Origin of the sequence: Brevundimonas sp., assembly GCF_046299535.1 — a bacterium.
Classification (GTDB): Bacteria; Pseudomonadota; Alphaproteobacteria; order Caulobacterales; family Caulobacteraceae; genus Brevundimonas.
This window is the reverse complement of record NZ_JBKBIB010000006.1, coordinates 62,273-83,861: the sequence shown is the minus strand read 5'-3', so window position 1 is coordinate 83,861 and position 21,589 is coordinate 62,273. Positions and strand designations below refer to the sequence as shown.

Sequence of the window (21,589 nt, the reverse complement as noted above, 5' to 3'; positions counted from 1 at the left end):
GGATGACCGCGCTCACATCCCGCACCGTCGCCCGCCTGCATCCCGCCCAGCGGGATGACATCGGCGACCTGATCACCCGTCGCCCGTTGCCGGGACCGGACCTGCCGCAGGTGGATCCGTTCCTGTTCCTGAACCATCACGGCCCCCAGACCTATGCGCCGGGCAACCGGGGCCTGCCGTTCGGGCCGCACCCGCACCGGGGCTTCGAGACCGTCACCTTCATTCTGGATGGCGAACTGTCCCACGCGGACAGCGGCGGCGGTGAAAGCATCATCGGTCCGGGCGGCGTGCAGTGGATGACGGCCGGCTCCGGCCTGATCCACGCCGAGTTGTCGCCCGCCAGCTTCAAGCGCGACGGCGGGCCCATGGAAATCCTGCAGCTGTGGGTGAACCTGCCGTCACGGCTGAAGATGACGGCGCCCAACTATGTGGGGCTTCAGGCCCACGACATTCCCAAGGTGGAACTGGACGACGGCCGCGTGACCGTCGAGGCGGTTTCGGGCCGATGGGTCGGGACCGAGGCGCCGATCCAGTCGCTGATCGACGTCCAGATGGCGGTGGTGCGGCTGAAGCCAGGCGGGATCTTCGAGGCGCCGATCGCCCGGGAGCGGAACGTCTTCCTCTATGGGGTCCGTGGTGATGTGACTGTGGGGGGCTCTCCGGTCGCTGCCTGGAACCTCGCCGCGCTGAACGATGACGGCGACGGGGTGCGCATCGAGGCCTCAAGCGACGCGGTGGTCCTGCTGGGCCATGCGGCGCCCATCGGCGAGCCCGTCTTCGCCCACGGGCCGTTCGTGATGAACACCCGCGAAGAGATCATTCAGGCTGTTCAGGACTATCAGGCCGGGCGCTTCGGCCCGCCGCCGCCGGTCTGAGGCGCCCGCGTTCCTCACGGATCAGTCGGGGGTACGCGCCAGCCAGTCGTCGATCTGGGTCACGGCCTCGCGGGTGCGGCGATGGCGTTCGGCCGTCACGGCCGGTTCGACGGGCGGGGACGCATATTCCACATAGGGCGTCGGCGACTGACGGCGCGCCTCAAGTTCGCGCAGGGTGAGGCGCGTCTCCGTATCCAGGCGGCGGGCCGTGTCTGCGCGGGCGTCGGCCTGAAGGCGCAAACTCTCCATCCGGGCCTGATGCCGCTCGACCTGATAGCGGTGGGGATCGACCCCGTAGGGCGCAATCTGGGCGTGAGCCGCGCCGGAGGCGGTCAGGCCGGTCAGGATCAGTCCGGTCAGAATGCGCATGATCACAAGATGCGGCGTATCCGCCCGTTCTCCAAGCGTGGCCGCAACCCATGGCCGTCTACGTTGTTGGTCAGGCTCATGCGAGCAACCACAGGAGGACCGCATCATGGCAGAGACTCTCAATGGCAAGACCATCGCCATCCTGGCCACCGACGGCTTTGAACAGGTCGAGCTGACCGAACCCATGAAGGCGCTCAAGGACGCGGGCGCGACGGTGGAGATCGTCTCGCCCAAGCAGGGCGAGATTCAAGGGTTCAACCATTTCGACAAGGGCGACACGTTCAAGGTGGACCGTGCGGTCAGCGCGGCGGACGCTTCGGCCTACGCCGGGCTGTTGCTGCCGGGCGGCGCCCACAACCCTGATACCCTGCGTGTGGATGAGGACGCCCTGAAATTCGTGCGCGCCTTCTTCGACGCCGGGAAGCCGGTGGCGGCCATCTGTCACGCGCCGTGGATCCTGATCGACGCCGGCGTGGTCGAGGGCCGCAAGCTGACCAGCTACAAGACCATTCGCACGGACCTGCGCAACGCCGGCGCCGAGGTGGTGGATGAGGAGGTCGTGGTGGATGAGGGTCTGGTCACCAGCCGCGACCCCGACGATCTGCCCGCCTTCTGCGCCAAGATGATCGAGGAGTTCGCCGAGGGCCGCCACGAAGGACAGGCCGAGGCGGCCAGGGACGCGGATCGACCCGTCGCCCACTGACGGACCTGCGGCTCACGGGCCGAGACCACTTGAAGATATAAGGATATCTTTATATGGCTGGCGCTTCCTCGAACACCGGAGCCTCGCCCGTGAGCCGCACCTCCTTCGTCTTTACTTCGGAAAGCGTGTCCGAAGGCCACCCCGACAAGGTGTCGGATCGCATCTCCGACACCATTGTCGATCTGTTCATGGCTCGGGATCCCGAGGCGCGCGTGGCGTGCGAGACCCTGACCACCACCAACCGCGTGGTGCTGGCCGGCGAAATCCGGGGCAAGGGCATCTGGGAGAACGGAGCCTGGGCGCCGGGCATCGAGGCCGAGATCGAGGACGCCGTGCGCGCGGCCGTCAAGGACATCGGTTATGAGCAGGACGGCTTCCACTGGAAGCACCTGACGTTCGAAAACCACCTGCACGGCCAGTCCGCCGACATCGCCGTGGGCGTTGATGCGGCAGAGGGCAAGGACGAGGGCGCGGGCGACCAGGGCATCATGTTCGGCTACGCCTCGAACGAGACGCCCGAGTTGATGCCCGCCACCCTGGCCTACAGCCACCGCATCCTGAAGCGCCTGGCCGAACTGCGCCATGGCGGCGAAAAGCGTCTCGAGCCCGACGCCAAGAGCCAGGTCAGCCTGTTCTACGAAAACGGCGTCCCGGTGCGCGCCACCGCCATCGTCGTCTCGACCCAGCACGCGAAGGGCATGACCCAGGCTGACGTGGCCGCCCTGGTCAAGCCGGTGGTGGCCGAGGTGCTGCCCGAGGGCTTCATCACCGACGAGACCGTCTGGCACATCAATCCCACCGGCGTGTTCGAGATCGGCGGCCCGGACGGCGACGCCGGCCTGACCGGCCGCAAGATCATCGTCGACACCTACGGCGGCGCCTCGCCCCACGGCGGCGGCGCCTTCTCGGGCAAGGACTGCACCAAGGTGGACCGTTCGGCCGCCTACGCCGCCCGCTATCTGGCCAAGAACGTGGTGGCGGCCGGACTGGCCGACCGCTGCACCATCCAGCTCAGCTACGCCATCGGCGTGGCCAAGCCCCAGTCGGTCCACGTGGACCTGCACGGCACCGGCAAGATTTCCGAGGACGTGCTGGAGCGCGAACTGCCCGCCATGATCGGCGGCGCCACGCCCCGCGCCATCCGCGAGCATCTGGGCCTGAATAAGCCCATCTACGCCCGCACGGCCGCCTACGGCCACTTCGGTCGCGAGCCGGACGCCGACGGCGGCTTCAGCTGGGAAAAGACCGATCTGGTCGAAAAGCTGAAGGCTCTGGCCTAAAGCGCCGCGAAGGTGTCGCAGGCGGCGGGGTCGCCCGAGTCATAGCCCCGCCGCAGCCACTCCATGCGCTGGGCCGAGGTGCCGTGGGTGAAGCTCTCCGGCGACCGCTGTCCGCCGCCCAGGCGGTCGTCGCCGATGGCCGAGGCCGCGTTCATGCCCTCCTCAAGACTACCCGCCGTCAGGGCCACCTCTCCGCCCGAGACGGCGGCTGCGTTGGCGGCCCAGACGCCCGCATAGCAGTCGGCCTGAAGCTCCAGCGCCACGGAATAGCGATTGGCCTCGCCTTCCGACCGGGCCCGGCTCTGGGCCTGTCGCACCTGATCCGAGGCGCCGGTCAGGGTCTGGACGTGGTGGCCGATCTCGTGGGCGATCACATAGGCCTTGGCGAAGTCTCCGCCGGCGCCCAGCTGTTCGCTCATCACCTGCCAGAAGCCCAGGTCCAGATAGACCGTCCGGTCCGCCGGGCAATAGAACGGCCCCATGGCCGCCTGGCCATAGCCGCACCCATCGGTTGAGGTGCCCTGTTCGTACAGAACGAAGCCGGGCGCCTGATAGCCCTGCATCTGCGTGGCCCAGACATCGTTGACGTTGGTGCCGATGACGTCGACGAACAGCCCCGCCTCGTCCTCGGGCGTGCCGACCTCGCCGCGTTCGGCCTGGCCCAGTCCGCCCAGCTGGCCGGCCACCTGGGTCGTCACCTGTGGATCGATACCGAACACCAGATAGACGATGATACCCAGCACGGCCGCGCCGATGCCGCCGCCCGCGACCCCAGCGCCCATGCCCCGCCGGTCCTCGATGCCGCCGCCCCGCCGTCCGCCTCTCCAGCGCATGCGCCGCCTCCCGCCCTGTTTCTGTGGTTCAAGCTACGCCGGAACGCGGGACGAGGGGAAGGGATGCGTCACCCCTCCTCGTCGGCCTGGAAGGGAAAGCGCCGCGGCCAGAAGTCGGCTAGTTCGGGCAGGGCGTCCACGCGGCGGACCACCTGACTCATCTTCGGCGCCTCGGAATGGAAGCGCCGCCGCCCGGGCGTCCAGCGGCTGGCCACGGTGACATAGAGGTCCAGCACCGTGTGCTGGTCGCCCAGGATGAAGTCGCCGGGGTTCACCTGCGCGTCCATCACGGCCCAGCAGGCGGCGATGCGCTCGGCGGTGCGCTCCCGCACGGCCGCCTGCGCCGCCGCGTCGTCGCCCACCAGGCGCGAGGGCTCGTCGCGCACCCAGAACATGGAATAGATCGAGGCGGGGATGAAGCTCATCCAGCGAAGAAATTGGGCCCGGCGCGGATCACCCGGCGGGGGCGCCAGCCGCGCCCCGGGATGGCTGTCGGCCAGCCAGATCAGGATGGCGGCGCTTTCCGTGATGGTCTCGCCGTCCGGCGTGATCAGGGCCGGGATCTGGCGCATGGGATTGACCGGGGCGACCCGATCCCGTTGCGCCTCGCCCTCCCAGGTGGGCGCCTCAATCACCTCGTGATCGATGCCCAGCAGCGTCAGGGCCGCCTCCACGGGGACAGAACCCGAGCCGGCGGCGCCGTAGATCGTGAAACTCATCCCCAGGTTCCTCCCCATCAAATCCGCATCGACACACCAGATATAGGGGCTGCGGAAAAAGTGATCGCAACATAGCCTTGTTTTGTCTTGGCGCCGGGCGGCTGCACCATCATGGTGAAAGTCGCTCCGTCGCCCGAGTCGCATTCGAGAATACCATGAACGCCATCACCCCGATCCGTTCCGACCTGCCCGGTCTGCTGACCGCCTCGGCCGCCTACAAGCCGTTCCGCTATCCGTGGGCCTTCGACATGTGGAAGAAGCAGCAGCAGGTCCACTGGATGCCCGAAGAGGTGCCGCTGGGCGAGGACTGCAAGGACTGGGCGACCAAGCTGGACGACGGCGAGCGCAACCTGCTGACCCAGATCTTCCGCTTTTTCACCCAGGCGGACATCGAGGTGCAGGACAACTACATGGAGCGCTACGGCCGGGTCTTCAAACCGACCGAAGTGAAGATGATGCTGGCCTCCTTCGCCAATATGGAGACCATCCACATCGCGGCCTACGCCCTGCTGCTCGAGACCATCGGCATGCCCGAGAGCGAGTTCGGCGCCTTCATGGAATACGAGGCCATGAAGGACAAGCACGACTACATGGGCCAGTTCGGGGTCGAGTCCAACGGCGACATCGCGCGCACCCTGGCCATGTTCGGCGGCTTCTCCGAAGGGCTGCAGCTGTTCGCCAGCTTCGCCATGCTGATGAATTTCCCGCGCTTCAACAAGATGAAGGGCATGGGCCAGATCGTCAGCTGGTCGGTGCGCGACGAGAGCCTTCACTGCGAGGGCATCATCAAGCTGTACCACGCCTTCAACCATGAGACCGGCGCGGTGACCAGGGCCGTGGCCGACGACATCGTCGACTGCTGCAAGACCGTGGTGGACATGGAGGACAAGTTCATCGACCTGGCCTTCGAAACCGGGCCGGTGCAGGGCATGACCCCGGACGACATCAAGAAATACATCCGCTTCATCGCCGACTGGCGCCTGCGCCAGCTCAAGCTGCCCGAGGTCTACGGCGCGACCGAGAATCCGCTGCCGTGGCTGCAGTCCATGCTGTCGGGTGTCGAGCACGCCAATTTCTTCGAGGCGCGCGCCACGGAGTACTCCAAGGCCGCCACCAAGGGCGCCTGGCACGGCGCCGAGGGCGTCTGGGACTCCTTCGACGCCCTCATGAGGAAGCGCACGGAAGGCGCGGAAGTCTAGACTCGTCTAGGCCCGCTCCAGCCGGGCGACGAAGAAGCCGTCCAGGCCGCCGTGCTCGCTCCACATGGACGGCAGGATGCGTAGCCAGCCCTCGTTCGCCAAAGCCTCGACCGGGGCGCCCACGGCCGCCGGGTCGGCGGCGGCCATACGGAAGTCGGGGTGGCGGCGCAGGAAGGCGATGATCTGGCTTTCGCCCTCCTCGCGCTCCAGCGAACAGACGCAATAGACCAGCCGTCCGCCGGGCTTCACCCGCGCGGCGGCGGCGTCCAGCAGGCGGTGCTGCACGTCCGCCAGATCAGCCACATCGGCGGGCCGGGTGCGGCGCAGGGCCTCGGGATTGCGGCGATAGGTGCCGGTGGCCGTGCACGGCGCGTCCAGCAGCACAGCGTCGAAGGTTCGCCCGTCCTCCCACTCTTCGGCCGGAATAGCGAACGCCTCGGCGGTCAGGCCGGTGCGCTCCAGGTTCTGGGTCAGGCGTCGCAGGCGCGACTCCGACCGGTCCAGCGCCGTGACCCCGGCTCCCGCTGCGGCCAGTTGCAGGGTCTTGCCCCCGGGCGCCGCGCACATGTCCAGCGCGGTCTCGCCCGGCTTCACGTCCAGCAGGCGGGCCGGGACGGCGGCGGCGGCGTCCTGGATCCACCAGCTTCCGTCGGCGAAGCCCGGCCATTCGGAGATGTCGCCGCGCCGGGTGGTGCGCACCGAGCCGCCGGGCAGAACCACGCCCTCCAGCGCCTCGGCCAGAGCCGGGGCGTCTGCGTCGGGCTTCAGGCTCAGGTCCGTGGCCGGTTCAGCCCGTCCGGCCTCGGCCAGGGCGACCAAGGCGTCAACGCCATAGGCCGCCCGCCAGCGCGCGGCGATCCAGTCCGGCAGATTGGCTTCGGCGGCGGTCTTGTCCGGCCCGTCCCGGCCGATGCCGCGCAGCACTGCATTGACCAGACCCTTGTAGGGGCGGGTCTTGACGTCCCGCTCGGCCAGCTTCACCGCGCTCGACACCGCCGCGAAGTCCGGGGTGTTCAGCACCATGGTCTGGGCCAGGGCCACGCGCAGGATGGTGCGCACGGCCAGCGGCGGGCCCTTCTTCAGGCGGCGGTCCAGAATGGCGTCGATCTCGCCCAGACGGCGCAGCGCCGCCATGGCCACGGCCCGGGCGAAGGCGCGGTCCTGGGGCGACAGGCCCTTGAGCTCGCGGAAGTTCAGCGCCTCGTCCATGCCGCCGCGCCGCTCCAGCGCCGCGTTCAGCAGCACCCCGGCGGCGATGCGGGCCTCGATGCCGGCCTCGTTGGTATCGTTCAAACCGTCACCTGCGTGCCCATCTCGACCACGCGGCCGGCGGGAATATGGAAGAAGTCCGTGGGATTTGCGGCGTTGCGCATCAGGAACACATAAAGCTTGTCCTGCCAGTGCGGCATGTTCTTGCCCGGCGCCGGGGCTACGGAGCGGCGGCCCAGGAAGAAGCTGGTGGACATGATATCGAACTTCAGCCCCTGTTTCCGGCACAGGCCCAGGGCCTTGGGCACATTCGGGCTTTCCATGAATCCGTAGTTGATCGTCAGGCGCTTGAAGTCATCGTTGATGAGCTCGATCTCGATCCGCTTTTCCTGAGCCACGCGCGGCCGGTCAAGCGTACGCACGGTCAGGATGATGTTCTTCTCGTGCAGCACCTTGTTGTGCTTGAGGTTGTGCATCAGGGCCACCGGCGCCACGTCCGGGTCCGAGGTCAGGAAGATGGCCGTGCCGGGCGTCCTGTGCGGCGGGCGGGCGCCCAGCATCTCGATCAGGTCGGCCATGGGCAGGCTGTCCTTGCGCGCCTTGTCGGTCAGCAGCCGGGTGCCCCGCGTCCAGGTCCACATGACCATCACGATGGCCCCGCCGATGGCCAGGGGGGCCCAGGCTCCCTCGGGAATCTTCATCAGGTTCGAGCCGAAGAAGGCGATATCGATGATCATGAACGGGGTCAGGGCCAGGATGCTGACCAGCAGGCTGCGCTTCCACATGTAGCGCACGATGAAGAAGGCCAGCAGGCTGTCCACGAACATGGCCCCGGTGACCGCCACCCCGTAGGCGCCCGCCAGTTGGGAGGAGGTGGGGAACATGGCCAGCAGCAGGAGCACGCCGGCCAGCATCATCATGTTCACGGACGGCACGAAGATCTGACCCGCCTGGGTCTCTGACGTGCGGCGGATGTTCATGCGCGGCAGCAGCCCAAGCTGGACCGCCTGCTGGGTAATGGAGAAGGCGCCGGTGATCACCGCCTGGCTGGCGATGATGGTGGCGAGGGTCGCCATGATCAGGATCGGCCAGTAGGCCGCCTGGGGCACCATCATCCAGAACAGGTTCTCGACGGCGGCGGGCTGGGACAGGGCCAGGGCGCCCTGACCCAGATAGTTCAGCATCAGGCAGGGCAGGACGAACACCAGCCAGCCGGCGCGGATGGGCGCCTTTCCGAAGTGGCCCATGTCCGTATAGAGCGCCTCGGCGCCGGTGACGGCCAGAAACACGCTGCCCAGGATGATGAACCCGAGGAAGCCGTTGTCGATCAGGAACAGAATGCCGTAGTGCGGCGAAATCCCGCGCAGGATCGAGACATCATCGAAGATGTGCATGATCCCCAGACCCGCCAGGATCAGGAACCAGACGGCGGTGATGGGGCCGAAGGCCCTGGCCAGTCCGGCAGTGCCGCGGGACTGCACCATGAACAGGGCGATCAGGATCCCGGCGGTTATGGGCAGAACGAAAGGCGTCAGCAGGCGGCCCACGCCGGGCGCCTCGCGCAGGCCCTCCACCGCCGAGAGCACGGACACCGCCGGGGTCAGGACGCCGTCGGCGTAGAACAGGGCTGCGCCGCAAAGGCCCAGGAAGAAGATCAGCGTTGATCGTCGCCCCAGAGACCGCTGGGCCAGCGACATCAGGGACAGGGTTCCGCCCTCGCCCTTGTTGTCCGCCCGCATCAGAAAGATGACGTACTTCACCGTCACCACCAGAATCAGCGCCCAGAAAATCAGGGACAGCACGCCCAGAACCGCCATCTCCGGCGCGCCCGAGGTGCGGGCCAGGGATTCGCGCATGGCGTAGAGCGGACTGGTGCCGATGTCGCCGAACACCACGCCGATGGCGCCCACGGTGAGGGCGAGCATCGGACCCCGGCCATGGCCGGTCCCGTGGGTCGAATGTTCGGAAGCGCCATCTGGCGTAGGCGAAGCGGCGGTCGAGGCGCCGTTTTCGCCGGGAGCAGTCCCAGCCATTCCTGATCCTCCGGCGTCGCGGCGGCGACAGCCATCAAAGCGGCGGGGCTTTACGCCCTTTCCATGAGGGGTTCAATCGCGCTCCCCCATTATTTGTTGCATTGCACAACCGCTCCTGTTTGTGAAACGCGGCTTTGCGTCCTATCTCACAGGGTTGGAGCCATCATGTCAGACAGCCAGAGATTTCCCGTCGCCGCCCATACCCTGGCCTATCTGGCCCACAAGGGGGCGTTCGATGCGACCGCCGCAGCGCCCTCGTCGGTGCTGGCGGCCTCGATTCCCACCAATCCGGTGGTTATCCGGCGCGTCACGGCCATGTTGTCGCGGGCCGGACTGATCGCCACGCGTCCGGGAGCCAACGGGGGGGCCTGGCTGACGCGCGGCCCCGAAACCATTACCCTGGACGAGGTGCTCAAGGCCGTGAACGGCTGCGCCCATCTGGGGTCGCCGCCCGCCGGCGCCAAGGGCTGTCCCGTCGGTCAGCACATTCCGCGTCAGGTGGCCAAGGCCCTGACGGCCGCCGAGGACGCGGCGGCCCACGCCCTGTCGCGCATCACAATCGCAGACCTTCTGGCTGACAACCCCGCCTCCCTGTCGGCCATCCGGCTGCCCGCCGCGTGAGCGCGCCGACGCCGCGTCCCCTGATGCTGATCACCGGCGCCTCTGCGGGGCTGGGCGAGGCCTTCGCCCGCCAGTACGCCGCCCACGGATGGGATCTGGCCCTCACCGCCCGCCGGGAGGACCGTCTTGAGACCTTGGCTGCGGAACTTCGCGCCCGCCATGGCTGTCAGGTGATCACGGTCGCGCTCGATCTGGCCGAGGTCGGCGCCGCCGACAGGCTGGTGAATGCGGTGGAGGCCGGGGGGCGTCATGTGGACGGTCTGATCAACAATGCGGGCTACAGCCTGACGGGCGGGTTCCTTGCGTTGTCGCCGCAACAGCATGCGGGGATGCTGGCGGTCATGGCCAGCGTCCCTGTCGCCCTGTCGCGCCGCGTCGCGCCGGGCATGGCGCAGCGAGGGTTCGGCCGCATCCTCAACATCGCGTCCCTGGCCGGCTTCCTGCCCGCCACCGGCGGCGACACCCTTTACGGCCCGCTCAAGAGCTTCCTGATCAAGGCGTCACAGGGCCTGCATCTGGAGCTGAAGGGGACCGGCGTGCACGTCACCGTCCTGTGCCCCGGCTACACCCTGACCGAGTTCCACGACGCCAACGGGTCGCGCGAGGCGGTCAGCACCGCCTATCCCCGCTGGATGTGGATGGAAGCCGATCCCGTCATTCGCGCCGGTTACGAGGCCTGCGAGGCCAATCGGCCCGTGTCGATCCCCGGCGCGTTCAACCGCTTCATGTCCGTCGCGTCCCGGGTCACCCCTACCGGCTGGGCCCTGAAGATGGCGGATCGCCATGCGAGGCGGCTGGGACGACTGGAGTCGCGAAAGCGAGGCGCCGCCGCGTCCTGACCCTCAGGCCCGCCCGCCTGTTGTGGACAGCATCGCGGCGTCGACGCCGATCCCGGCCAGGGCGCGGCTCCACTTCGTCCCATGGTCCTCATCGAACAGCAGTTCCGGGCTCGGCTCCGCGGTCAGCCAGACATTCCCGGTCAGTTCGCTCTCCAGCTGGCCCTCGCCCCATCCGGCGTAGCCCAGAACAAGAACTGACCGGTCGGGGCGCCGGGCGGGATCCGTCAGGGCCGCAAGGGCCTCTCGCGTGGCGGTGATCGCCAGTCCCTCGCTCACGGGCAGGGAGGCGTCCGGCGCGTTCCAGTCGTCCGTGTGCAACACGAAGCCTCGCTCTCGGTCCACCGGTCCGCCCAGCAGCACCGGCTGCTCGGGGGCGCGGTCGGCCTCGGGCATCTCCAGCTTGTCGAGCACTGCGCGCAGGTCCACGCCGGGTGCCGGCCGGTCCAGCCGCAGGCCCATGGCGTGATCGGCCTGGTGGGCGCAGATGAGGATCACCGCATGCTCGAAGCGCGGATCCCCTATGCCCGGCATGGCGACCAGAAGCTTGCCCGCAAGGGACTGGAATTCCGACATGGCGCCATCATCGGCGGCGCGTCGCTCCGATGCAAGGGAGGTCAGGGCTCCAGCTCGATGTCCCAGTAGAGGTAGTCCAGCCAGCTCTGGTGCAGATAGTTGGGCGGGAAGCGGCGACCCAGGTCCTGCAGTTGCCAGCTGTTGGGGCGGAACGGATTGCGGCGGATCGGCATGTCCGCCTGACGGGGCGTACGGCCGCCTTTCCTGAGATTGCACGGCGCGCAGGCGGCGACGATGTTCTCCCAGCTGGTGGTTCCGCCCTGGGAGCGGGGCAGCACGTGGTCGAAGGTCAGATCGGCGCCGGAACCGCAGTACTGGCAGACAAAACCGTCGCGCAGGAAAACATTGAAGCGGGTGAAGGCGGGCTGGCGGTCCTGGTCGATATAGCTTTTCAGCGAGACGACGCTGGGCAGCCGGAATTCCAGCGAGGGACTACGCACCACCTTGTCGTAGGTGGAGACCACATCCACCCGTTCCTGGAACACCGCCTTGACCACCTCCTGCCAGGGCCACACGGACAGGGGGTAGTAGGACAAGGGGCGGAAGTCGGCGTTCAGCACCAGGGCCGGAAAGCCTGACGGCGGGCGGGACAGGACCTGCATCAGGCCCCTCCCGCGCGAATCACGGAGAGGTTCGAGGCGACGGGACTGAAGACACGCCCTCCTTCACGCTCGGAACCTCTCGACCCTAGCCCTGATTCGATGACGCCGCCATGACCTGCCGATCACAGTCGGGGGAAGGCGCGACGGATCAGAGGGCTTCGATCTCGGCCTCGGTCAGCGCGCGCGAAACACGAACGCGGCACCGGTCAGGACGGCCTCCCAAAGATCTGACGATCAGGTCCGCCTGGTCGCCGACGCACAGGCTTGAGCCGCCCAGGGTGTCAACGCCGACCTGCTGGGCCCAGTCGACGTCCGCGCAATATCCCACGGTCGTCAGTTCATAGGCGGCCCGGCCAGCGTGGACGATGATCGACTCTCGTCCCTGGCTGCTGAACGAATGGATCTGGCTGGCGAAAATGCACTGTCGGGCCTGTCCCTCAGGCGTGTCCATGGCCGGCGTCGGCGCGCAGGCCGATACGGCAAGGCCCAGAACGCCGGCAGTGAGAATTGCGATACGCATGATGGTGTCCATTAATCCCGGTTATCCCCACTTCTGCCAGCATAAACGCGCTGCGTCGCCGCCGGACTTCACGAACCCGTGAGGGCCGCGCGTATGCCCGCGATCTTGGCGTCGGTTTCGGCCAGTTCCGCGTCCGGGTCGCTGTCGGCGACGATGCCCGCTCCCGCCAGGGTCCGAAAGCGCCACCGGCCGCCGTCACGACGCAGGGCGACGGTCCGGATCAGGACCGAGGCGTCCAGGACGCCGTCGAACCCGGCCAGGAACAGACTGCCGCACCATGGGCCGCGCCCGGTTTCGTGTCCGGCGATGACCCGCATGGCCTGATGCTTGGGCGCTCCGGTGATGGAGCCGGGCGGGAAGGTGGCCGCCATCACCCCGGCGGGTCCCGTGCCTGGGGTCAGCCGCCCCTGCACCGTGGACACCAGATGATGGACATTGGCGAAGGTCTCGAGGCGGAACAGGTCCGGCGCCGTGACGCTGCCGGGCGTGCAGATCCGCGACAGGTCGTTGCGCATGAGGTCCACGATCATCAGGTTCTCGGCCCGATCCTTGGGGCTGGCGAGCAGTTCCGCGCTCAGCGCCACGTCCTCTTCCGGAGTCGATCCACGCGGCCGTGTGCCCTTGATGGGTCGGGCCGTGATCCGGTCCTGTCGCACGCTGAGGAACGATTCCGGCGAGTTGGACGCCAGCACATGGTCGCCCATGTCCCAGAAGGCGGCGTAGGGCGCCGGGCTGGCGGCGGCGAGGCGGACGAACAGGTCGAACGGCTCCGCCCCGGCGATCAGAAGCCCGGCCCAGGCGCGGGCGATGTTGGCCTGAAAGATCTCGCCCATCGCGATGCGCCGGACCACATCGGCCACCGCCCTCGTGTAATCCCTGGCCGGGCGTTCGGGGGTGAAGGCGTCGGCCAGGGGGCCCTCGAGGGGCCGCGGCTCCCGGGCTGACGCCAGCCACGCCGAGGCGCGGTCCGCCGCAGCCTGCGCCATGGCGTCATCCGGGCCCCGTCCGATGACGAGCACCCGTCGCCGCTGATGATCAAACGCCAGAAGCGCCTCGTAATGCGCCAAGGTCAGGGCGGGCCAGTCCTGATCGTCGGGCCCCAGGGCGCCCGGCGGCGCGGCAAGATCGTAGGTCGCCAGCCCCGCCACCCCTCCGGTAAATGGCGGCAGGTCCGATCCTGCGCCGATCCGGGCATCTGAAAGCATGGCCAGACGCGCGAAGGGGGCCGGCTCCCCCTGAAGCACTCGCTCCACCCGGGTCGGTCCGGCGGCCACATAGGACCAGCGCCCGTTCGGCCCTCCGTCGGACAGCAGGACAAGCCGCCCGGCGACGCCGCCCAGCCCCGCCGCCACGTGCAGCGGATCAACCCAGTCCTGCTCTCTCAGGGCCAGCGACAGACCCTCCATGGTTCAGGCCGACAGCCGTTCGCCGATGCGGTCGCGCAAGGCCGCGTCCACGCCCAGGGCCTGCTCCAGATAGGCGTCGATGGAGCCGTGCGCCTCCACCATCGCCTTGACGGCCGCGTCCAGATAGCCGGGCTCAACGCCCAGGAAGGCGACCACGGCGGCGTGAGAGGCCGGACGTCCGGTCCAGGTCTCCAGCTGTTTCGCCACAGCCGGGGCGCGACCCTCCAGATCCACGGCGTGGTTGGTCAGCAGATAGTCCTCCATCATCTCGTCGTGTGCGACGCCGAGCAGATGGTGCGTCAGGGCGGCCAGCAGGCCGGTCCGGTCCTTGCCCGCCGCGCAGTGGATCAGCACCGGCCCGTCGCTTTCGCCCAGGGCGTGGAAATAGCGGCGGAAGAGGTCCAGGTGGGCGTCCTCGAACGGCAGGCGGCGATAGGTCTGCGTCATGAAGGCCCGGCCGCCTTCCTCGGTCAGGGGCGAGGTCTTGAGGAAGGTGATGTGGGGCGCCTCGCCGTCGTCGGCCTTGTCCCACGCGATCACCTGACCCGAGAAGCCGGGCGGCCGTTTCGACGGTTGCGCGCGGCGTTCCGAGACCCTGCGCAGATCAACCACCGTGGCGACGCCGAGGGCCTCCAGACGTGCCACATCCCCGTCCGACGCCCGGGCATGGTGGCCGGAACGGAACAGTACGCCGCCGCGCAGGCGTCGCCCGGCGGCGGTGGCGTAGTCGCCGTAGTCGCGAAAATTCTCGACAGCGTCGAAGCGGTGGAGGCGGGAGGCGGTCATGCCCCTGTCTATAGGCGCCCTATCGCTGCTCCACCAGCCGGGCCATGGCGTCGAGATACTCGACGAAGGCCTTGCGTCCGGGGTCGGTCAGCCGGGCGCGGGTCAGGGGCCGTCGACCCTGGAAGCTCTTGATCACCTCCACGAAGCCGGCGTCCTCCAGCTTTCTCAGGTGCACCGACAGATTGCCGTCGGTGACCTGAAGGCGTGTCTTCAGCTCGTTGAAGTCGGCCATGTCCGCACCGGACAGATAGGCCATGATCCCCAGGCGCACCCGTCCGTGAATGACCTCGTCGATGTCGGCGATCTGGAAATCATCCGCCATGGGTCAGACCACATCCGAGGGTTCCTGGCGCATCAGGGCCAGTCCGGGGATCAGGGCGACGACCATCATCAGGCCCGCGAACACCAGGTAACCCCACGTACTGTCCGCGAACACGCCCAGCAGAACGGCTCCGCCATAGGCGACCAGAGCCACGCCCGTCATCCATCGGGCGCCGGACATGGCGCCGGCCACCATCCAGGCCGACCCGTAAGCCGCGAACACCACGATGGGCATGGCGCGCATGAGCGTCCAGTCGCCCGAGGTGAATCCGACGGCCATGAAGGCCACCCACATGGCGAAGATGCCGAAACCCACCGCCGACCACGCCGCGCCCACCGCCTTGTTGCCGGGAGAATAAAAGCCGGGCTTCGTCTGCTGGCGCCGGATCAGAAGCGTCAGGGCCACGGCGAAAACGCCGCCGGCGCCGAGCCACAACCAGAGCTGGGCCATGGGATCGACCACCAGCACGTCGGTCACGATGGCCCACTGACCCAGACTGGCCAGGCCGAAGATCAGGCCTGCGGCCACCATCACCGGGCCGGCGAGCAAGGGCGCATGACGACCGTCATGGGCCAGGCCGCGCATATAGGCGATGTCGTCATGGATGGACTTGCTGTGTTGATCGGTCATGAAGCTTCTCCCCTTGGATGGGCTGACCTTACCACCAAGCTTTAAAATGTAAAGTGCTTTCTTGTGGTATCGCCCGGCCCCCGGGTGCAAGCCCCCGTCATGGCCATGAGCTTCACCCACATCGCCTACGAAGCGCTGGATGTCTGCAATGCCGTGTCCTGGGATGCGGTCCGGGAGGCCATCTCTGGTGCGGGACTCAACCCCGGCGCGCTGGCGCTGGATCTGGGCGCCGGCAACGCCACCGTCGCCATCGGTCTGGCGCGCGACCTCGGGCTCAAGGTGCGGGCGGTGGAGCGCGACCCCGTCATGGCCGACCTGGCCGGCCGGCGCATCGCCGCCGCCGGTCAGGGGGAGCGGATTGAACTGCTGGTCCAGGATTCCAGCCAGGTTCTGGGTCGCCCCCCGTTGCCGGAACTCATCACGGTTCTGGGCGCCACAGACGTGGCGGCGCCGGGCCTGCGCGATCCCGTCGCGGTGTTCGCGCGGCTCAGGGACGCCGTGGCCCCCGGCGGTTTCCTTCTCTGGGGCGAGCCGTTCTGGAAGGCCGAGCCCAGCGCGCCCCTGCGTCAGATCATCGAGATGACCAACACCTACCAGACCGACGCGGGCTGGAAGGCGGCGGCCGAACAGGCCGGGTGGCGCGTCATTCATGTGCGCCACAGCACCGACGAGGAATGGCGCGTCTATATCGACACCATGGACGCGTCTGTGCGCGCCTGGGCCGCCGCGAACCCCCAGGCGCCTGAGGCTTCGCGCCTGATGGCCCGCGCCGACCTTCAAAAGGCGATGTTCGAGACTGAAGGTTCGCGCGTCTTCGGCTTCGGGTTGTATTTGCTAGGGTGCTAACGCCTGGCCCGCGGGGCCTCGCTGCCTGAGCGCATATTTGTGCGCTACCGCTCGCGTCGCGGACGCTCACTATTTGCACGCGGGTGCGCCTCGCGCCGGGACAGCGCACCCGACGCCCTAAAGCCGCGAGCGACCGCGTCGCGAGCATAGGGCCCGCACAATGGCGAGCCGCCGCGCGGCGAGCGATAGGGCCCCTTTATCTGAACGGAGGCTCGTCGAAGGCGCGCAGCTTGCGGGAGTGCAGGCCGACGCCTTCCTGGCGCAGCAGGGCCACCGCCTCGATGCCGATCTGCAGATGCTCGGAGATGGAGCCCTCATAGAACCGGTTGGCCTGGCCCGGCAGCTTGATCTCACCGTGAAGGGGCTTGTCGGACACACACAGCAGGGTCCCGTACGGCACGCGGAAACGGTAGCCCTGGGCCGCGATGGTGGCGCTCTCCATGTCGATGGCCACGGCCCGGCTCTGGTTGAAACGCAGGGCCGAGCGGGAATAGCGCAGCTCCCAATTGCGATCGTCAGTGGTGACCACGGTGCCGGTGCGCAGGCGCCGTTTCACCTGCTCGCCCGGCATACCGGAGACCGACTTGGTGGCGTCGTACAGGGCGCGCTGGACCTCGGCGATGGAGGGGATGGGGATGTCCGGCGGCAGCACCGCGTCCAGCACATGGTCGTCGCGCAGATAGGCGTGGGCCAGCACATAGTCGCCGATGGACTGGCTGGCCCGCAGGCCCCCGCAGTGGCCGATCATCAGCCAGGCGTGGGGCCGGGTCACGGCCAGATGGTCGGTGATGGTCTTGGCGTTGGACGGCCCCACCCCGATGTTGACCAGGGTCACGCCGCGCCAGCCGGGCGCGGTCAGGTGCCAGGCCGGCATCTGGTGACGACGCCAGGCGCCGTCCGACAAGGCCGCGTCGGCGTCCGGATCATCCCGGGTCACCACCACGCCCCCCGCGCAGGACAGGGTCTCGTAGGGGCTGTCCGGGTCGGCCAGCTGGGCGCAGGCCCAGCGCACGAACTCGTCCACATAGCGGTGGTAATTGGTGAACAGGATAAAGGACTGGACGTCATCCACCGGCGTGCCTGTGTAGTGCTTCAGCCGGGCCAGGGAGAAGTCGGTCCTGAGCCCGTCGAAGTGGGACAGGGGAAAGGCGCCCGAGGCCGGGTCGAACAGGCCGTCGGCGATCTCGTCGCCGATATGGGCCAGTTCGGTGGTGGGGAAATACAGGGCGATGGCCGAGGTCATGGTGCGGTCCAGCGTCACCCCCGAACCGTCCATCACATAGGGGAAGGGAATCTCCTGGCGGGACGCTGTCACCTCGAAGGTGGCGCCGTAATCGGCTTCAAGCAGTTCAAGCTGTTCGCGGATATAGGAGCGGAACAGGTCCGGCCGGGTGATGGTGGCGGCATAGTCGCCGGGCCGCGACAGGCGGGCGAAGGCGCGGGGCTCCAGATCGCCCGGCCGCTCGCCGCGCCAGCTGACCTTCAGCTCGGGATAGGCGAACAGGCCCCCGGCGCGGGCGTCGGGGTCAGGCAGGGCGCCGGTGTCGAGGAACTGTTTGACGGCCTCACGCAGGGCGCCGACGGAGCTGGAATAAAGGTCTTGCAGGCGGTCCAGCACCGCCTCGATGGTCAGGGTCTCGGTCATGACCCAGTCTAGCGGGCAAGCGTGACGATGGCGAGACGTCCGGGGTGTATGCGCAGGCTGAGGGTCAGGACAGGGCCTCCGTCAGGAACCCGGCCATGTCGTCCAGCACCGGGGCCTTGCGCCGGAACAGGGGCGAGAAGGTCGCGATCAGGTCGGCGTGGTTGAGACCCTCATACAGGCGCAGGGTCGAGGGCGCGCCCAGCTCGGACAGGCGTGCGTGCAGGATTTCGGAATCCTCGGCGTGGACCGTGTCGTCGTCGGTCCCGTGGCCCAGCCAGACGGGCGGGGCGTCGGCGCGGGCGAATGTGACCGGCTGGGTCAGGGTGGGATCCGGCGCCCGGCCGAAGGCGTTGCGGCTGGCGGCCACATCGAACGGCAGGAAGTCATACGGACCCGCGAGACCCGCCGCCGCCCTGATCAGATCCGGACGGTCGATCCCCGTCATGTAGCGGCGGTCCAGGGCGATCATCATGGCCAGGTGCGCGCCGGCCGAATGGCCGCCGACCGCCAGCCGCGCGGGGTCGCCTCCGTACCCGGCCGCCACGTCCGCCGCGGCCGCCGTGGCCAGGGCCGCGTCTTCGATGAAAGCGGGGAAGTGAACATCCGGCGACAGGCGATAGTCGGGCAGCGCCACCAGAAAGCCTCGCGCCGCCAGGGCCTGCGCCGCCCAGCCGTAGAGCTCTCTCGATCCGGAATCCCAGCCGCCCCCGTAGAAGAAGACCACCACCGGCACGTCCGTTCGGTCCGCAGGGGCATAAAGGTCGAAGCGTTGGCGGTCTTCGGATCCGTAGGCCAGACCCTGCGCCACGCGACGGGCGTTACCGTCGCGCGGGCCCAGGGCGTTCAGGGCGCCCAGCGGCGAGCATCCAGCCATGAGGCCGGCCAGGGCGGGCATGAGCAATCCGCGTCGGGTCATGGGTTTCCGTGTCAAAGCTTCCGGTCAGATACGCACGGCGCCCCGGGCAGGTTGCGAGCGGGGACGCTGATGTGCGGCCGAAGGATTCCCCTAACGGGCTTCGCTGATCAGGGCGCCGCAGTTGGCGTCCTCGGCCAGTCCCGGCTCGATCAGACCCAACACCCCGGCGATCGGCGCCACCAGCGCGCCTATGGCGGCGATCAGGCCGACCTGGCCAGCGATGGCGGCCTCGTCCACGCCCACCGAGGGCGCCCGGATCGGGCCCGAGATGGTGATGGGAGACCACACCCTGAGCAGGCGAGGACGTTTGCTCTCGCCGTCGATGCGAAGGTCCAGACGCTCGTTGCGCAGATCAAGCGTTCCCTGGCCCTGGGCCAGCACCACATCGGTGTCGATGACAAAGGTGGAGGCTGTCCCGATCCCGTCGCGCACATCGAAACTGGCGACCGCGCAGCGGACGGGCGTGGTCCGCTCGTCGTCCGACAGCAACAGGCGCAAGCCCCGGCCCACATTGATGCCCAGCAGTTCGGCGAAGGCCTCGCGCATCTGGCCTTGCGGGACCACCACGGTGATGGTCCCGCGCGATCGGGCGGCGAAGTCGGCGATGGAAGCCCCCGGGCCCTGCAGCCGAACCCGGCCCAGGGCGCGGCCTGTCACGGTCGGCTGACCATCCCGCGCGGGAATGACGGCCTCCAGTGGATAGCCGGCCAGCCGAAGGTCGACTGTGGACCGGGGGACATCACCGGTGGCGTCGATGCGGGCCGTCCCGTTCAGTTCGCCCTGCGCAAAGGTGAAGGTGATGGGGTCAAGCCCGAGAATTCCGCTCTCAAGGGCGGCCCCCAGGCTGACGCCCGTGACGGCCAGTTCGTTGCGCTTCACCTCATCAGCGCGAAAATCCAGTCGGCCGTCCATGGTGCGCAGCCGCTCGGTGCGCAGGGGGGCGTCGGGCAGCAGGCGCGCCTGGGCGCGCATGGCGCCGGCCCGGGCCCTCTGTTCGGGCGAGGCCGTTTCGGTCGGGTCCGGCGGCGCGCCCAGTACGGCGAACAGGTCGTCCAGATCCAGAGAGCGACTGCGCAGGTCCGCCTCCACCCGCAGGCGGTCGTCGACCCGGTCCACGCTGACATCGCCCGACAGATCGCTGTCCCCCACCTGTCCGGTCACATTGTTGAAGGTCCACAGACTGCCGTCGCGGGCCAGGTCGCCCTCAAGGGTGTAGGGCGGCGTATTGGGCGTCACCACGCCGGTGATCAGGTACAGGTTCGCCAGATCGGGGCCGGACAGGCTGAGATCGGCGGTGAAATGGCTGAGGTCGAAGGGACGGGTGATCTGGCCCCGGGCGCTCAGTTCGCTGCCGGCGCCGGTCAGCTCGGCGCGGAACCGCCAGGGCCGGTCCCGGCGCAACTGGACAAAAGGTTCGCCCAGCACCCGCAGGGTCAGGGGCTGGCCGTTCAGGGCGCCATCGCCCTGGAGGCGGAAACCGGATCGCTCGTCGTCGTCGGCCACGCCCTCGGCCACTTCCCGGGCGTCGATGGCCGCGTCCAGCGTCAGCCCGCGTCCCTGTTCATCCACCCGCACCCGTCCGTCGCGGATCAGAAGACGCTCGATCAGGGGCAGGCGTGTGGGTTCGTCCGGGCCCGTGTCGTCCAGCACCCAGCTGCGGCGTCCATCCTCATCCACGATGAGCACGATCTCCGGCTCGATCACCACCGCGCGGGTCAGCTCCAGTCGGCCGGCGAGCAGTCGGGTCAGCCGCGCGGAGCCTTCGAAGCGGGCCACCTTCACCGTGTTGTCCTCGTCGGCCCACTCCGGTCCGCCGATGCGCAGACCTTCGACCGCCACGGACGGCGTCCAGCTGAACAGGGTCACGTCCAGGTCGCCGTCGATGCTGATGTCGCGATCGTATTGCGCCGAGGCCCATCGGCCGACGGGGCCCCGCAGATAATTCCAGTCGAACAGGGCCAGACCTAGAACCACGGCCAGAACCAGAACGCCCGCCACGGCGCCTGACGCCATCTCGGCACGGCCCGGCCGGCGCCACGCCCGCCAGACAGGGTCATGGGCGCCGACCCAGGCGCGGCCTGCCTGGAAGCGCGAACGGCCGTCCGCCCACAGACGTCCGCTACGCTCGACGGCGTCAGCCCTCAGGCGGGTCCAGTCAGGACGTTTCACGGCGTGTTCCCGGGCATGACCACAGGAAACGCCTCATTGTCGAATTGGTGTCTGGAAAAGCGGTCAGGCCGCCAGTTCGGCCTGATCCTCGCGCAGCATTTCGGCGACGCGCAGCAGGAAGTCCCGGCGACGCTCAAGCGCCTCCACGTCATCCGGGCCGATGCGGCCGTGGCGCACGTGGGTGCGCTCTGACTCCGAGACCAGGCGCTCGGCCACGGCGGCCTGGTGGCCGGGCGTCTTGCGACGGTCCATGAGCTCGGCGTGAGACTTCAGTTCGCGGACACGGCGCGTCAGCGCCTCCTCCACGTCCTGTCCTCCGTCGGCGCGGGCGGCCATGGCGGCGAAATCGCGAACGTAGAGTTGAACGAAGCCTTCTTCGACCATCGTTTGTCCTTTCCAGTCTGACGCCGGCCCAGGGGAAGAAACGCCGGTCGCGCGGCCGCCCTTTGCAGGGTTCAGGCGCGCAGGCGGCGAAAAGGGCCGGGGATGCGGGC

At 68.4% G+C, this 21,589-nt stretch carries 23 protein-coding genes; 7 read left to right on the top strand and 16 right to left on the bottom strand.

Translation table 11 applies throughout. The features are described 5' to 3' along the window. Positions 1–2 precede the first annotated feature (2 nt). Entirely contained in the window at positions 3–875 is an 873-nt protein-coding gene (locus ACK4FB_RS06270) for a pirin family protein (RefSeq protein ID WP_409749281.1), read from the top strand. Positions 876–896: 21 nt separating this feature from the next. Here the strand turns inward: ACK4FB_RS06270 and ACK4FB_RS06265 are convergent, their stop codons facing one another. Next, positions 897–1,244, bottom strand: a complete 348-nt coding sequence (locus tag ACK4FB_RS06265; RefSeq protein WP_409749278.1) for a hypothetical protein — start codon at positions 1,242–1,244, stop codon at positions 897–899. A gap of 106 nt (positions 1,245–1,350) precedes the next feature. Here ACK4FB_RS06265 and ACK4FB_RS06260 point away from each other — a divergent pair, with 106 nt between their 5' ends. Together ACK4FB_RS06260 and metK are read left to right on the top strand one after the other, a co-directional pair. Further along, the gene (locus ACK4FB_RS06260; RefSeq protein WP_409749276.1) at positions 1,351–1,947 is read left to right on the top strand and encodes a type 1 glutamine amidotransferase domain-containing protein; all 597 of its coding nucleotides are present in this window, start codon (positions 1,351–1,353) and stop codon (positions 1,945–1,947) included. Positions 1,948–2,036: 89 nt separating this feature from the next. Continuing rightward, positions 2,037–3,227 carry a methionine adenosyltransferase gene (gene metK / locus ACK4FB_RS06255; RefSeq protein WP_409749273.1) on the top strand — a complete coding sequence of 397 codons (1,191 nt, stop codon included), beginning with the start codon at positions 2,037–2,039 and terminating at the stop codon, positions 3,225–3,227. Here the strand turns inward: metK and ACK4FB_RS06250 are convergent. Beyond that, complete coding sequence (locus ACK4FB_RS06250; RefSeq protein ID WP_409749270.1) at positions 3,224–4,060, bottom strand: neutral zinc metallopeptidase; 837 nt, start codon at positions 4,058–4,060, stop codon at positions 3,224–3,226. The genes metK and ACK4FB_RS06250 overlap by 4 nt on opposite strands. Before the next feature lie 68 nt (positions 4,061–4,128). Then, a complete protein-coding gene (locus tag ACK4FB_RS06245) occupies positions 4,129–4,779 on the bottom strand; it encodes a glutathione S-transferase family protein (protein ID WP_409749267.1) in 651 nt (216 codons plus the stop codon). Positions 4,780–4,934: 155 nt separating this feature from the next. Between ACK4FB_RS06245 and ACK4FB_RS06240 the strand changes: the two genes are divergently transcribed. After that, positions 4,935–5,978: a ribonucleotide-diphosphate reductase subunit beta gene (locus tag ACK4FB_RS06240; RefSeq protein ID WP_409749264.1), complete on the top strand. Its 1,044-nt coding sequence runs from the start codon at positions 4,935–4,937 to the stop codon at positions 5,976–5,978. Positions 5,979–5,984: 6 nt separating this feature from the next. Here the strand turns inward: ACK4FB_RS06240 and ACK4FB_RS06235 are convergent, their stop codons facing one another. Then, positions 5,985–7,271: an RsmB/NOP family class I SAM-dependent RNA methyltransferase gene (locus ACK4FB_RS06235; protein WP_409749261.1), complete on the bottom strand. Its 1,287-nt coding sequence runs from the start codon at positions 7,269–7,271 to the stop codon at positions 5,985–5,987. Next, a complete protein-coding gene (locus ACK4FB_RS06230) occupies positions 7,268–9,220 on the bottom strand; it encodes a potassium transporter Kup (RefSeq protein WP_409749258.1) in 1,953 nt (650 codons plus the stop codon). The genes ACK4FB_RS06235 and ACK4FB_RS06230 overlap by 4 nt, the downstream gene beginning before the upstream one ends. Before the next feature lie 165 nt (positions 9,221–9,385). Here ACK4FB_RS06230 and ACK4FB_RS06225 point away from each other — a divergent pair, with 165 nt between their 5' ends. Both ACK4FB_RS06225 and ACK4FB_RS06220 read left to right on the top strand, forming a co-directional pair. Then, on the top strand, positions 9,386–9,841 hold the full coding sequence (locus ACK4FB_RS06225) for an Rrf2 family transcriptional regulator (RefSeq protein ID WP_409749255.1): 456 nt from the start codon (positions 9,386–9,388) through the stop codon (positions 9,839–9,841). Beyond that, on the top strand, positions 9,838–10,680 hold the full coding sequence (locus ACK4FB_RS06220) for an SDR family NAD(P)-dependent oxidoreductase (protein ID WP_409749252.1): 843 nt from the start codon (positions 9,838–9,840) through the stop codon (positions 10,678–10,680). The genes ACK4FB_RS06225 and ACK4FB_RS06220 overlap by 4 nt, the downstream gene beginning before the upstream one ends. Before the next feature lie 3 nt (positions 10,681–10,683). Here ACK4FB_RS06220 and ACK4FB_RS06215 read toward each other — a convergent pair whose 3' ends face one another. The 7 genes from ACK4FB_RS06215 to ACK4FB_RS06185 all read right to left on the bottom strand — a co-directional run bounded on the left by ACK4FB_RS06215 (position 10,684) and on the right by ACK4FB_RS06185 (position 15,519). Next, the gene (locus tag ACK4FB_RS06215; protein WP_409749249.1) at positions 10,684–11,253 is read right to left on the bottom strand and encodes a YqgE/AlgH family protein; all 570 of its coding nucleotides are present in this window, start codon (positions 11,251–11,253) and stop codon (positions 10,684–10,686) included. A 41-nt stretch (positions 11,254–11,294) separates the two neighbouring features. Continuing rightward, positions 11,295–11,855, bottom strand: coding sequence for an HNH endonuclease (locus tag ACK4FB_RS06210; protein WP_409749246.1), 561 nt, complete (start codon positions 11,853–11,855; stop codon positions 11,295–11,297). Positions 11,856–12,003: 148 nt separating this feature from the next. Next, positions 12,004–12,375, bottom strand: coding sequence for a DUF6491 family protein (locus ACK4FB_RS06205; protein ID WP_409749243.1), 372 nt, complete (start codon positions 12,373–12,375; stop codon positions 12,004–12,006). A 68-nt stretch (positions 12,376–12,443) separates the two neighbouring features. Next, positions 12,444–13,781 (bottom strand): anthranilate synthase component I family protein, encoded by a 1,338-nt coding sequence (locus tag ACK4FB_RS06200; protein WP_409749240.1) that lies wholly within the window; start codon positions 13,779–13,781, stop codon positions 12,444–12,446. Positions 13,782–13,784: 3 nt separating this feature from the next. Further along, a complete protein-coding gene (locus ACK4FB_RS06195) occupies positions 13,785–14,567 on the bottom strand; it encodes a tyrosine-protein phosphatase (protein ID WP_409749237.1) in 783 nt (260 codons plus the stop codon). 19 nt (positions 14,568–14,586) lie between these two features. Continuing rightward, on the bottom strand, positions 14,587–14,889 hold the full coding sequence (locus ACK4FB_RS06190) for a winged helix-turn-helix domain-containing protein (RefSeq protein WP_409689368.1): 303 nt from the start codon (positions 14,887–14,889) through the stop codon (positions 14,587–14,589). Positions 14,890–14,892: 3 nt separating this feature from the next. Continuing rightward, a complete protein-coding gene (locus ACK4FB_RS06185) occupies positions 14,893–15,519 on the bottom strand; it encodes a hypothetical protein (protein ID WP_409749235.1) in 627 nt (208 codons plus the stop codon). Between the two features lie 84 nt (positions 15,520–15,603). Between ACK4FB_RS06185 and ACK4FB_RS06180 the strand changes: the two genes are divergently transcribed. Beyond that, positions 15,604–16,365, top strand: a complete 762-nt coding sequence (locus tag ACK4FB_RS06180; protein WP_409749232.1) for an SAM-dependent methyltransferase — start codon at positions 15,604–15,606, stop codon at positions 16,363–16,365. A 196-nt stretch (positions 16,366–16,561) separates the two neighbouring features. Here the strand turns inward: ACK4FB_RS06180 and ACK4FB_RS06175 are convergent, their stop codons facing one another. From ACK4FB_RS06175 to ACK4FB_RS06160, 4 genes are all read right to left on the bottom strand, one after another. Next, positions 16,562–18,010 (bottom strand): AMP nucleosidase, encoded by a 1,449-nt coding sequence (locus tag ACK4FB_RS06175; RefSeq protein ID WP_409749229.1) that lies wholly within the window; start codon positions 18,008–18,010, stop codon positions 16,562–16,564. Between the two features lie 64 nt (positions 18,011–18,074). Continuing rightward, positions 18,075–18,926, bottom strand: coding sequence for an alpha/beta hydrolase (locus tag ACK4FB_RS06170; protein WP_409749226.1), 852 nt, complete (start codon positions 18,924–18,926; stop codon positions 18,075–18,077). Positions 18,927–19,016: 90 nt separating this feature from the next. Continuing rightward, positions 19,017–21,095, bottom strand: a complete 2,079-nt coding sequence (locus tag ACK4FB_RS06165) for an AsmA family protein (protein ID WP_409749223.1) — start codon at positions 21,093–21,095, stop codon at positions 19,017–19,019. 63 nt (positions 21,096–21,158) lie between these two features. Beyond that, the gene (locus ACK4FB_RS06160) at positions 21,159–21,479 is read right to left on the bottom strand and encodes a hypothetical protein (RefSeq protein ID WP_409689379.1); all 321 of its coding nucleotides are present in this window, start codon (positions 21,477–21,479) and stop codon (positions 21,159–21,161) included. Positions 21,480–21,589: the final 110 nt, after the last annotated feature.